Source organism: Pseudocitrobacter cyperus (assembly GCF_039889165.1).
GTDB classification, from domain to species: Bacteria; Pseudomonadota; Gammaproteobacteria; order Enterobacterales; family Enterobacteriaceae; genus Pseudocitrobacter; species Pseudocitrobacter cyperus.
The window spans coordinates 16115-27967 of record NZ_JAYMYY010000012.1 but is presented as its reverse complement, the minus strand read 5'-3'; the positions used below and the strand labels follow the sequence as shown (position 1 = coordinate 27967).

At 55.1% G+C, this 11853-nt stretch carries 13 protein-coding genes; 1 reads left to right on the top strand and 12 read right to left on the bottom strand.

Annotation, left to right across the window (positions count from 1 at the left end; translation table 11 throughout):
• Positions 1 to 52: 52 nt before the first annotated feature.
• The 3 genes from crl to gpt form a co-directional block, all read right to left on the bottom strand.
• Positions 53 to 454 carry a sigma factor-binding protein Crl gene (gene crl, locus VSR74_RS22330; RefSeq protein ID WP_347796726.1) on the bottom strand — a complete coding sequence of 134 codons (402 nt, stop codon included), beginning with the start codon at positions 452 to 454 and terminating at the stop codon, positions 53 to 55.
• Between the two features lie 57 nt (positions 455 to 511).
• Positions 512 to 1756: an esterase FrsA gene (frsA, locus tag VSR74_RS22325; protein WP_347796725.1), complete on the bottom strand. Its 1245-nt coding sequence runs from the start codon at positions 1754 to 1756 to the stop codon at positions 512 to 514.
• A 106-nt stretch (positions 1757 to 1862) separates the two neighbouring features.
• Positions 1863 to 2321: a xanthine phosphoribosyltransferase gene (gene gpt, locus VSR74_RS22320; protein WP_015965764.1), complete on the bottom strand. Its 459-nt coding sequence runs from the start codon at positions 2319 to 2321 to the stop codon at positions 1863 to 1865.
• A 252-nt stretch (positions 2322 to 2573) separates the two neighbouring features.
• Here gpt and pepD point away from each other — a divergent pair, with 252 nt between their 5' ends.
• Entirely contained in the window at positions 2574 to 4031 is a 1458-nt protein-coding gene (gene pepD, locus VSR74_RS22315) for a cytosol nonspecific dipeptidase (RefSeq protein ID WP_347796724.1), read from the top strand.
• Positions 4032 to 4068: 37 nt separating this feature from the next.
• On the opposite strand, the gene VSR74_RS22310 is transcribed toward pepD, so the two are convergent.
• The 9 genes from VSR74_RS22310 to VSR74_RS22270 all read right to left on the bottom strand — a co-directional run bounded on the left by VSR74_RS22310 (position 4069) and on the right by VSR74_RS22270 (position 11732).
• Positions 4069 to 4512, bottom strand: coding sequence for a GNAT family N-acetyltransferase (locus tag VSR74_RS22310; RefSeq protein ID WP_347796723.1), 444 nt, complete (start codon positions 4510 to 4512; stop codon positions 4069 to 4071).
• 2 nt (positions 4513 to 4514) lie between these two features.
• Complete coding sequence (dinB, locus tag VSR74_RS22305) at positions 4515 to 5570, bottom strand: DNA polymerase IV (RefSeq protein ID WP_347796722.1); 1056 nt, start codon at positions 5568 to 5570, stop codon at positions 4515 to 4517.
• Positions 5571 to 5674: 104 nt separating this feature from the next.
• Positions 5675 to 5890, bottom strand: coding sequence for a (Na+)-NQR maturation NqrM (gene nqrM / locus VSR74_RS22300; protein WP_347796735.1), 216 nt, complete (start codon positions 5888 to 5890; stop codon positions 5675 to 5677).
• A gap of 2 nt (positions 5891 to 5892) precedes the next feature.
• Positions 5893 to 7116 carry an NADH:ubiquinone reductase (Na(+)-transporting) subunit F gene (gene nqrF, locus VSR74_RS22295; protein WP_347796721.1) on the bottom strand — a complete coding sequence of 408 codons (1224 nt, stop codon included), beginning with the start codon at positions 7114 to 7116 and terminating at the stop codon, positions 5893 to 5895.
• Between the two features lie 12 nt (positions 7117 to 7128).
• Positions 7129 to 7725 (bottom strand): NADH:ubiquinone reductase (Na(+)-transporting) subunit E, encoded by a 597-nt coding sequence (nqrE, locus tag VSR74_RS22290; RefSeq protein WP_347796720.1) that lies wholly within the window; start codon positions 7723 to 7725, stop codon positions 7129 to 7131.
• Between the two features lie 3 nt (positions 7726 to 7728).
• Positions 7729 to 8367 (bottom strand): NADH:ubiquinone reductase (Na(+)-transporting) subunit D, encoded by a 639-nt coding sequence (locus tag VSR74_RS22285; protein WP_347796719.1) that lies wholly within the window; start codon positions 8365 to 8367, stop codon positions 7729 to 7731.
• The gene (locus VSR74_RS22280) at positions 8360 to 9154 is read right to left on the bottom strand and encodes a Na(+)-translocating NADH-quinone reductase subunit C (RefSeq protein WP_347796718.1); all 795 of its coding nucleotides are present in this window, start codon (positions 9152 to 9154) and stop codon (positions 8360 to 8362) included. Before VSR74_RS22280 ends, VSR74_RS22285 begins: the two co-directional genes overlap by 8 nt.
• Positions 9147 to 10385, bottom strand: coding sequence for an NADH:ubiquinone reductase (Na(+)-transporting) subunit B (locus VSR74_RS22275; RefSeq protein WP_347796734.1), 1239 nt, complete (start codon positions 10383 to 10385; stop codon positions 9147 to 9149). Before VSR74_RS22275 ends, VSR74_RS22280 begins: the two co-directional genes overlap by 8 nt.
• 3 nt (positions 10386 to 10388) lie before the next feature.
• Positions 10389 to 11732: a Na(+)-translocating NADH-quinone reductase subunit A gene (locus VSR74_RS22270; protein WP_347796717.1), complete on the bottom strand. Its 1344-nt coding sequence runs from the start codon at positions 11730 to 11732 to the stop codon at positions 10389 to 10391.
• Positions 11733 to 11853: the final 121 nt, after the last annotated feature.

Sequence of the window (11853 nt, the reverse complement as noted above, 5' to 3'; positions counted from 1 at the left end):
GACTGGTGGGCGCGAATTGCCGGACGATTGACTGGCCCAAAATCACATTAATTTATGCCGATAAACGCATCGGCTCATCGTTAAAACCCTCGGCCGGTTCCAGTTTCAGATCTAATGTCGCCAGCAGTTCACGCGCTCGCTCATGAAAACTGCGTAACGATTGCTCTACGCGCTCGTTAACTTCAGGGTCATTAATCGCGCTGGCCTGCCATTTTCCGTCTTTATTAAACAGGCCAAACTGATAGCTGTAGGTGAAACGGTCTTCTTCCGCTTCCATTTCCATCCACCAGCCCCAAAATTCACGGAGCTCAGGCGCCGGCTTAACGTTCACACATACAGCAAGGCAATCGAAAAAGAAGCGGTTCTCTTCACACTGCTCTTCACGGATGTAAGGGCCCAGCGCAGTGAGTTTCTTAATCAGTCTACTCTTCGGGTGTCCACTCGGTAACGTCATTGCGATCTCCTTTAGTGATGCAACTGTTTTACCAAATCAATAAAATTTAGCAATCTATTAACTAAATCTATTATTGATCCACCCTGCAATTTCTTTGAGTGCCTTGTCGAAATTCTGATACACCGGGTTAAACGGCACATTTAGCAGCTTGCCTTCTGACGAGGAAGAGACAATCAGGCGCGACTCCTCTTCCGGACTGAACGGATCATCCTTCCAGTAGCCGGAAAGCATCGGCGTTGGGCAGCGGCGCCCCAGTAACCCCTGTGTTTTCAGCGAGTAACGGTTCAGTTCGATACGCAGCGCGTCATCAGAAGCATCGTGCATACCAAGACGCGAGGCGAGCACATCAAGATACATTTCCGGCACGCGCCCCTGACGCAGCGGGTCGCTCAGCAGGCAGTGCACAATTGGCCCCAGACAAGCGACAGCACGCAGGCGCTGAGATTCGAGGTAGGCCAGCCGTACCGCGACGTTCGCGCCAAAGCGGAAGCCAAAGGCCGCCACGCGCGTATGGTCAACCCACGGAATATTCGGCAGTTCACGCAGCAGATGTTGATGCAACTGGCTGGAGTCCTGGCTGAGTTTCCACTTCGACGAACCGCCAATTGATGGCATATCCAGCGTGAGCATAGCGATGCCTAGTGGCGCGAAGTAGTGCTCATATAAGCTGTAGTAATCAATTTGCAGGCCATCGAGCCCACCGCACATCAGCACCGTCGGGAACGGGCCATCGCCCCCGGGCATATGCAGGAACGCGCTAACTGGCGAGCCGCCAGGAATGGCGATTTCCAGTTCACGCATTTCACCTGGCAGACGTTTCGCCGCTTCCGCATAGGCGCGATTAGCCAGCACCTGCGCTTGTTCAGCAAGTTCATCGCCTTTCAGATGCGGATAGGCCGCAATACTGTAGAGATTGGAGGCATGCAGCCAGTGGCGACCGCTTAGCAACGGATCGTCTTCCTGAGCGGCTTTTTGCTGCCACTGCATCGCCTGCGTCGACCACTCGTAGATCCAGTTGCCGCCGCGATAGCCCACCACCGTATCAAGCATTCCCTCGTCGGTACGTTCAGCCTTGCTCATTACGATGCGCGCCTGCACATCAAGAATTTCCTGCGGCGAGATGCCACGCCAGATCCACATCAGGCGGTTAATCATGCGATACCAGTGCGGGACGGTTTTACCATCAAGCGCAGACTGCACCGCAGGATCGCTCCCGTGATTGAATCGACGCACCAGCGTAGAGGTTTCAGGGTGTTTGAAACGCGGTTTGAACAGGGTTTCGCTGAGATTCGCCTCTGACATCGCACAGTCTCCATGAATACGAGCTTTGGACTATTGTACCGCGCATAGCGGTAAAAAGAACAACGCCCGGCATTGCCGGGCGCTGGAATCGCATTAATTGCAGGAATTAACGGCCGGCAATCGGCGGTACGAAGACAACGCCCATATCCCACGGCTGTTCAATCCAGGTATCCTGCGGGATATCAATGACATAATCGTCAACCAGCGGGCGACCTGCCGGTTTAGCGAAGATGGTGACGAAATGTGCTTTAGGATACATTTCGCGGATAGCCACTGCGGTGCCGCCGGTATCAACCAGGTCGTCGATCACGATAAAGCCTTCACCGTCGCCTTCGGCGCGTTTCAGGACGGTCAGCTCACGCTGGTTGTCGTGGTCGTAGCTGGAGATGCAAACGGTATCAACATGACGAATGCCCAGTTCACGTGCCAGCAGAGCGCCTGGTACCAGACCCCCACGGCTAACGGCAATGATGCCTTTCCACTGTTCAACAGGTAACAGACGGCTTGCCAGTTTGCGGGCGTGAATCTGCAACATGTCCCAGGTGACGACGTATTTTTCGCTCATGTGAAAGTATCCCAGCCTGTGTTATACGGCTTAAAAAGTGTTCAAGGGGGAAATAGGTTGCGCGAGATTATAGAGATCTGACGCGCTAAAAACCAGCCTTAAGCGGACTCTGCCCCTCTTTTTCCGCGGTTTGTTCTGGCAGAGAGGGCAGAAAGTGGTATTCTCGACCTTATCTCGCAAGCGCTGCTTGTGGTGTCTTTTTTGCTACCTATCACCTAATTTAAGATGCTTAACGCCGTAAGGAGACTCATCGTGTCGGAACTGTCTCAACTCTCCCCGCAACCGTTGTGGGATATTTTTGCCAAAATTTGTTCGATTCCTCACCCGTCTTATCACGAAGAGCAACTGGCTGAACACATCATCGGCTGGGCAAAAGAAAAAGGTTTACATACGGAACGCGACGAAGTCGGTAACATCCTGATTCGTAAAGGCGCAACCGCCGGAATGGAAAACCGCAAACCGGTCGTTCTGCAGGCGCACCTCGATATGGTGCCGCAGAAAAACAACGATACCGTTCATGATTTCACCAAAGACCCGATTCAGCCATACATCGATGGCGAGTGGGTGAAAGCACGCGGCACCACCCTGGGGGCGGATAACGGTATCGGTATGGCCTCCGCGCTGGCGGTGCTGGCTGACGATAACGTCGAGCACGGCCCGCTGGAAGTGCTGTTGACCATGACCGAAGAAGCCGGCATGGACGGCGCGTTTGGCCTGAAAGCCAACTGGCTGCAGGCGGATATTCTGATTAACACCGACTCTGAAGAAGAGGGTGAAATCTACATGGGTTGTGCGGGCGGTATCGATTTCACCTCCAACCTGCATCTCGATCGCGAAGCGATTCCGGCGGGCTTCCAGAGCTTTAAGCTGACGCTGAAAGGCCTGAAAGGCGGCCACTCCGGCGGCGAAATTCACGTCGGCCTGGGCAACGCCAACAAACTGTTGGTACGTTTCCTGGCGGGACACGCGGCAGAACTGGATCTGCGCCTGGTTGATTTCAACGGCGGTACGCTGCGTAACGCCATTCCACGCGAAGCGTTCTCAACCGTTGCAGTTGACGCTGGCAAAGTGGATGCTCTGAAAGCGCTGGTCGGTAAATATCAGGACATCCTGAAAAACGAACTGGCTGAGAAAGAGAAAAACCTGACTGTACTGCTGGAGCCGGTAAGCAACGATAAAGCCGCGCTGACCGCACAGTCTCGCGATGCTTTCGTTCGCCTGCTGAACGCCACGCCGAATGGCGTGATCCGCAACTCTGACGTGGCAAAAGGCGTGGTGGAAACCTCTCTGAACGTCGGCGTTGTGACCATGACTGATGACAACGTGGAAATCCACTGTCTGATTCGTTCGCTTATCGACACCGGTAAAGAGTACGTGGTCAGCATGCTGGATTCACTGGGTAAGCTGGCTGGTGCGAAAACCGAAGCCAAAGGCAGCTATCCTGGCTGGCAGCCGGATGCAAACTCACCGGTAATGCACCTGGTGCGTGAAACTTATCAGCGTCTGTTCAATAAGACCCCGAACATTCAGGTTATCCACGCAGGCCTGGAATGCGGTCTGTTCAAAAAACCGTATCCGGAAATGGACATGGTTTCCATCGGGCCAACCATCACTGGCCCTCACTCCCCGGATGAGCAAGTTCATATCGAAAGCGTGGGCCACTACTGGACGCTGCTGACTGAACTGCTGAAAGCCATTCCGGCGAAGTAATACCCTGCAAGCCGGGCGCAGTCACCGCCCGGCTTTTTTATACGTCGCGCGCCATCAGGTAATTAATAAACCACTCTCCCCTCGCCTCCACATTTTGCTCGCGCACCAGTACAAATCCCTGACCTTCAAAGAACGGTTTTGCCGTAATGCTCGCCGCCACGGTGACTTTTCCGGGTAGCATTTTCGCCAGCAATGCTCGTAACAACGCCCCGGCAATCCCCTGCCGCGCGTAATCTGGCGAGACAAAAAGCAGGTCGATGTAATGCCCTACGGCCGTGATAAAACCGACAACCTCGCCGTCCACTTCTGCGACCAGCACCACGGAAGAGGCTAATTTCTGCCGCCACTGTGCGTCATCCACCTGACCCCAGGCGGCGATTTGCGCGGGGGAATAATGCTGGCTGGCGGTTTCAAACACCGCGCGCAGGAAAATCTGACTCAACTGCGGCAGTTCATGCGGCTGCCAGGGGCGAATGTTCATGATTAAAGTCCTAACACCAGTTGTCTTTCAAGTTGTGGATCAAGCAGCGTGACGTGCAGCCCCACCAGCCGGACACCGCGCCCGGCGCGGCGTTCGTGCCAGGTTTTGTAGGCCGTGGCAATCAGGTCTTCTTTGTTCAGACGCGGCCAGACGTGTTCCTGAGTCGTGAGCTGGAAGTCATTAAATTTGAGTTTCACGCCCTGGCGGGCAATCAGCAGGTCGGGTTTGACCTTCGCCAGCCGCCGCTCCAGTTCCGGGTAGAGACGTTCGATAATCGCTTCGCAGTCAGACCAGTCATGGATATCTTCAGCCAGTGTACGTTCCACGCCGATGGATTTTCTTAATCGCTCGTTGTTGATCGCCCGTTCATCAATCCCCTGGCTGCGCTCCCATAATACGCGGCCAAATTTACCAAAGCGTTTCAATAACATGGCGAGATCGCTTTTCTGCACATCTTCACAGGTTTTCAGCCCCATGCTTTCGAGCTTTGCCGCCGAGACTTTCCCAACGCCGGGAATTTTCTCCAGCGGCAGCGTTTTCAGGAATGCCGGGACATCAGCAGGCGTGAGAACAAACTGGCCGTTGGGCTTGTTGAGGTCGGAGGCGATTTTGGCAAGAAATTTCACCGGTGCGATGCCAGCGGAAGCAGTAAGCTGCAATTCGTTGAAGATAGTCTGGCGAATTTCCTGCGCGATAAGCGTGGCAGAGCCATGGCAATGCACGCTGTCGCTGACGTCAAGATAGGCTTCATCCAGCGATAGCGGTTCGATAAGCGAGGTGTAGCGAGAGAAAATTTCGCGAATGTGATTTGAGGCTTCTTTATAAGCATCAAAACGGCCCGGTAGCAGAGTCAGGTGCGGGCAGAGTTTGAGTGCCATGCCGGTGGGCATCGCACTGCGCACGCCGAATTTACGTGCCGGATAGTTAGCCGTACTGATGACGCCGCGTCGTTCACGGCTGCCGCCAATGGCGATGGGGATGTCGCGCAACGCGGGATTATCGCGCATCTCTACCGCTGCGAAGAAGCAGTCCATATCGACGTGGATAATTTTGCGCATACGTTGCCCCCGGATGTTACTGGACAAGTATACAGTATAAATGAAGTAAGTGAGAAGAGGGATCGTGCCGGGTTTTCACCCCCGGCCTGTCCCTCCCCCCGGCACTACAATATCCGCCTTTCCTTCTGCAACGCTTCGCGCGCCATGCGCTTTTTGCGCGCATCGCACGGTTCCGGGCAGTCGCAGACTTTCTCCAGCCCCAGCGAGGAAATGCCGCCGCAACTGCCCTGGATACTTTTACGCTTAATGATGTACCCCAGCGACATACCGAGGATCACCAGCGCGAAAATGGCAAACGTCGCCAGAAATACCGTGAGCATCATCAGCCTCCAAAGTCATCAAGCATGATGTTGTCATCTTCCACACCCAGGTCTTTCAGCATTTTGATGACCGCAGCGTTCATCATCGGCGGCCCGCACATGTAGAACTCACAATCTTCCGGGGCCGGGTGGTCGCGCAGGTAGTTTTCATATAGGACATTATGGATAAAGCCCGTGTAACCCGTCCAGTTGTCCTCCGGCAGCGCATCAGAAAGCGCAATATGGAAGGTAAAGTTCGGGTTATCTCGCGCCAGTTGTTCGAACTCGTCCTGATAGAACATTTCACGCAGCGAACGCGCGCCGTACCAGAAGCTGATTTTCCGGTGGCTATGCAGGCGTTTAAGCTGGTCGAAAATGTGCGAACGCATCGGCGCCATCCCTGCCCCACCGCCGATAAAGACCATTTCGGCGTCGGTTTCTTTTGCGAAAAATTCCCCAAATGGCCCGGAAATTGTCACCTTATCACCCGGCTTCAGCGACCAGATGTAAGAGGACATAATCCCCGGCGGCGCATCTGGCACGCTCGGCGGTGGTGTGGCAATACGCACGTTGAGCATGATGATGCCTTTTTCTTCCGGGTAGTTCGCCATCGAATAGGCGCGCACCGTCGGCTCTTTTACTTCAGAGACGTAGCGGAAGAGATTGAATTTATCCCAGTCGGAACGATACTCATCCGGCACATCGAAATCAGCATAGGCCACTTTGTGCGATGGGCATTCAATCTGAATATAGCCCCCGGCGCGGAATGGCACCACTTCCCCTTCCGGAATAGCCAGCTTCAACTCTTTAATAAACGTGGCTTTGTTATCGTTAGAGATAACCTCGCATTCCCATTTTTTGACGCCAAAGATCTCTTCAGGCAGTTCAATTTTCATGTCCTGCTTCACCGCGACCTGGCAGGCCAGACGGCAGCCCTCTTTGGCATCGCGTTTGGAGATGTGCGACAGTTCCGTCGGCAGGATATCGCCACCGCCTTCTTTGATTTTCACCCGGCACTGCCCACATGAGCCGCCGCCTCCGCAGGCCGATGAGACAAAAATGCCGTTGCTGGAGAGCGTATTCAGCAGTTTGTCGCCCGCAGGCGTTCGGATCTGCCTGTCGGCTTCGTTGTTGATTTCAATCACCACATCGCCTGAGTTGACCAGTTTTGATTTAGCAAACAGGATCAGCACCGACAGCGCCAGAACGATCAGGGTGAACATGGCTACGCCAAGTATAATTTCCATTTTATTCGCCCCTTATAGCTGTACGCCGGAAAAAGACATAAAACCAAGCGCCATCAATCCGGTGGTGATAAAGGTGATCCCTAAACCCTGCAAGCCCGCAGGCACATTTGAATACTTCATTTTTTCGCGCAGCCCTGCCATCGCGACGATCGCCAGCATCCAGCCGATACCGGAACCGAAGCCATAAACAATGGATTCACTGAAGTTATAATCGCGCTGCACCATAAACGACACGCCACCGAAGATGGCGCAGTTGACGGTGATAAGCGGCAGGAATATCCCCAGTGCGGTGTAAAGCGCCGGGAAATATTTATCGAGGATCATCTCAAGGATTTGCACCAGCGCCGCAATCACGCCGATAAACGTGATAAAGCTCAGGAAGCTGAGATCAACCCCGTCCATCAATGCGCCGTCGCGCAGCACCAGGTTATAGACCAGGTTATTCGCCGGAACGGAAATCCCCAGCACGAGCGTCACCGCCACGCCAAGACCAAACGCCGTTGAGACCTTTTTTGACACCGCGAGGAAGGTACACATCCCCAGGAAGAACGCCAGCGCCATATTTTCAATAAAAACGGCACGCACAAAGAGACTGATATAGTGAGCCATCGGTTACTCCTTCTCCTGCTGTTCCGGCTTCCAGGTACGAAGCGCCCAAATTAGCAGGCCGATGATGAAAAAGGCGCTCGGCGCCAGCAGGAACAGGCCGTTCGGCTGATACCAGCCACCATTTTGCACCGTTTCCAGAACCGTTATCCCAAAAAGCTTACCGCTACCGATAAGCTCGCGCAGGAAGCCAACAATCAGCAGAATGGCGCCGTAGCCGAGGCCGTTGCCGATGCCATCCATAAAGCTCGCCAGAGGCGGCGCTTTCATCGCATAAGCTTCCGCACGCCCCATTACGATACAGTTGGTGATGATAAGACCCACAAATACCGAGAGCTGTTTAGAGATCTCATAGGCAAACGCGCGCAGGATCTGATCGACCACGATCACCAGCGAGGCGATGATCGCCATCTGCACGATGATGCGGACACTGTTCGGGATATGGTGGCGGATCATCGAGATAAACATGCTGGAGAACGCCGTCACCAGCGTTACCGCTATGGTCATCACGAACGCGGTTTCCAGTTTTGTCGTTACCGCCAGCGCCGAGCAGACGCCGAGAACCTGAAGCGTGATCGGGTTATTGGCGATCAACGGCCCCACCAGCACGCGCTTAACTTCTTTCATATCGCCCTGTTCAGCCATTATTCAGCACTCCTTCACGAACCTGTTTCAGGAACGGGCCAAAACCGAGATCGCCCATCCAGAAATCAAAACTATGCTGTACGCCATTTGAGGTGAGTGTCGCACCGGAGAGACCATCAACGGCGTAATCATCCCCTTGCCTCGCTGCGCCTTTCACCACCTTCAGCGCCGGTTTGCCGGTTTCATCAACCACTTTTTTGCCGATAAACTGGGCGCGCCAGTTCGGGTTTTCAATCTCGCCGCCTAAACCCGGGGTTTCCCCCTGGTCGTAATAGGTGATGCCTTTCACCGTGCGGCCATCCGTATCCAGCGCTACGAAGGCGTACATCATCGACCACAGGCCATTGCCGTAAACCGGCAGTACGATTTCCTGTACCTTTTGCTGCGCATCCTTCACCAGGTAGATTTCCACTACATTGCTGCGGCGCTTGATACCCGCCGGGTCATCGCGCCCATCGAGTTGCAGGCTTTGTTCCGGATCTTTCAGCGCCTGAGCCTGATTAAACTCCGCCGGGTCGCGCTCCAGCAGATTACCGGTTTTGAGATCCAGCAATCGCGGGGTGATACGTTCATTAAAGATGCTGGCAACATCACTGGCCGGCATTCCCTGCTGCATCAGCCCAGCCACCGCCAGAATATTGCGTTGCTTGTCGAGCGCGCGCTGCTCCTGCTGACGGGATTTCAACCCCACCGCCGAGCCCGCGACCACGATGGAACAGACCAGGCACAGCACCAGCACCACCAGCAGTGTCTTGCCGATGCTATCGTTACTTTTGACTTCAGCCACGCGACTTCCTCCGCTTAATGTTGGCCTGCACCACCAGGTAATCAAACAGCGGCGCAAAGAGGTTGGCGAACAGAATCGCCAGCATCATCCCTTCCGGATAAGCCGGGTTCACCACGCGTATCAGTACACACATCACGCCGATCAATGCGCCGTAGCACCACTTGCCTTTATCAGTAAACGATGCCGATACGGGGTCGGTGGCCATAAACATCATGCCAAACGCGAAACCGCCGAGCACCAGATGCCAGTACCAGGGCATGGCGAACATCGGGTTGGTGTCGGAACCCACAACGTTGAACAGCGTGGCGCTGGCAATCATGCCGAGCATCACCCCGGCGACAATTCGCCAGGAAGCCACACGCCCGTAGATAATGATGGCACCACCAAGCAGGATCATCAGCGTCGACACTTCGCCAATCGAACCCGGAATGTTGCCGAGGAAAGCATCCATCCAGGTGACGGGCTGCCCGGTGGCGACGTTAACCAGCGTTTCACCGCCGTGGCTCGCCCACTGGGAGAGCGGCGTTGCGCCGGAGAAGCCATCCGCCGCCGTCCATACCAGGTCACCGGAGATCTGCGCCGGGTAGGCGAAGAAGAGGAATGCACGCCCGGCCAGCGCCGGGTTGAGGAAGTTGCGCCCGGTGCCGCCGAAAATCTCTTTGGCAATGACCACGCCGAAAGAGATCCCCAGCGCCGCCTGCCAGAGCGGCATGGTGGGAGGGACAATCAACGCGAACAGAATCGAGGTGACAAAGAAGCCTTCGTTCACTTCATGTTTGCGGATGATGGCAAACAGCACTTCCCAGAAGCCGCCAACCAGGAAAACGGTGGCGTATATCGGCACAAAGAAGACCGAGCCCAGCGTCATCATGCTGAGCCAGCCTGCGTCCGGTGCGAAACTCACGCCCAACGCCTGCGCAAGGCTGTAGTGCCAGTTTCCGGCAATCACCTGCTGGAGCTGTTCCGCGCCGTACATTTTATGCAGTGCCGGAATGGTTTGCAGGCCAACGTTGTACATGCCCCAGAACATCGCCGGGAATACCGCGAACCATACAAGGATCATCATGCGTTTAAGGTCGATGGCGTCACGCACGTGCGCTGCGCCCTTCGTCACGCTCCCCGGCGTATAGAGCAGCGTCGCCGCCGCCTCATACAGCGGGTAATATTTTTCCAGCTTGCCGCCATGGGTAAAGTGCGGCTCAAGTTTTTCGACCAGATGCTTTAAGCCCATCACTTATCCTTCCTGCTCAATTTGGGTTAACACGCTACGCAGCACCGGGCCGTACTCATATTTTCCCGGACAAACGTAGGTACAGAGCGCCAGATCTTCTTCGTCCAGTTCCAGGCAGCCCAGCGCCTGCGCGCTGTCGGAATCACCCGCCAACAGGTCACGCAGGAGCATCGTCGGCAGAATATCCAGTGGCATCACGCGCTCGTAGCTGCCAATCGGCACCATCGCACGTGCGCCGCCGTGGGTATCTGTAGAAAGGTTAAAGAGCTTACGCTTCAGGAAGTGGCCAAGCGTGGTACGGGTAATGGAGAATTTGTCACGGCCCGGCGCAACCCAGCCGAGCAGCTCTTTTTCGCGCCCTTCTTTCAGCACGCTGACCTGCAAGTGGAAGCGCCCAAGGAACGCCTGCGGGCCAACGCCCTGGCTACCGTTGAGTACAGAACCGGACAACACGCGGTTCTCCCCTTCCAGTAATTCCCCCTGCACCAGCTCATCCAGCGAGGCGCCGAGACGTGTGCGCAACAGGCGCGGCTGTTTCACCTGCGGCCCGCCAAGTGCGATGACGCGCTCAGTCCAGAGTTCACCTTCAAGGAACAGTTTGCCGATGGCGATCGCATCCTGATAATTCAGATGCCACACCTGTTTTTCGAGGCTGACCGGTTCGAGGAAGTGAATGTGCGTCCCCACTAACCCCGAAGGATGGGGCCCGGTAAACTGATTGAACGTCACCTGCCCACACGGATGGCCGCCCAGTTTGCCGCCGCTTGCCTGACAGACGTGTACTTTACCGTCAGTAAGGCGCGTCAACACTGTCAGAGCGGCATCAAAAGCGTCACGCTGAGCCAGAATAATCGGCTGTGGATCGGCGGCTAGCGGATTAGAGTCCATCGCGGTAACAAAAATCGCCGCAGGCTGTGTGCCTGGCATCGGTGATTTGCTAAAAGGACGCATGCGCATTGCGCTCCACAATCCGGAGGTAATCAGTTGCGCTTCGACGGTTTCACGCGGCAATGTCGCCAGTTCATCAGCAGCAAAACGCGGGAACTCAACCGCTTCATCACCGTCGATATCAATCACCACGGACTGGAGCACGCGACGCTCGCCACGGTTAATGGCACTGACAATGCCGCTTGCCGGGGCGGTGAAACGCACACCAGGAATTTTTTTATCTTCGAAAAGCAGTTGCCCCTTCAGTACCCGATCGCCTTCCTGAACGGCCATTGAAGGACGCAGGCCGATGTAATCGTCACCTTTTATCGCGACGCGTGTTACTGCGACATCATCGATACGTTGTTGGTCGGGCACACCCGCGATGGGAATATCAAGACCCTTTGTTATTTTAATCATATTGTTAGCAGGTATCCGTTAAGCGCTAAGGCCAGCGTTGTAATTAACGATACAAAAGAAAGGATTGACGGTATTAACCCCCGGCTCATTCCATGATGGGCGATGATGAGAGAAACGCATC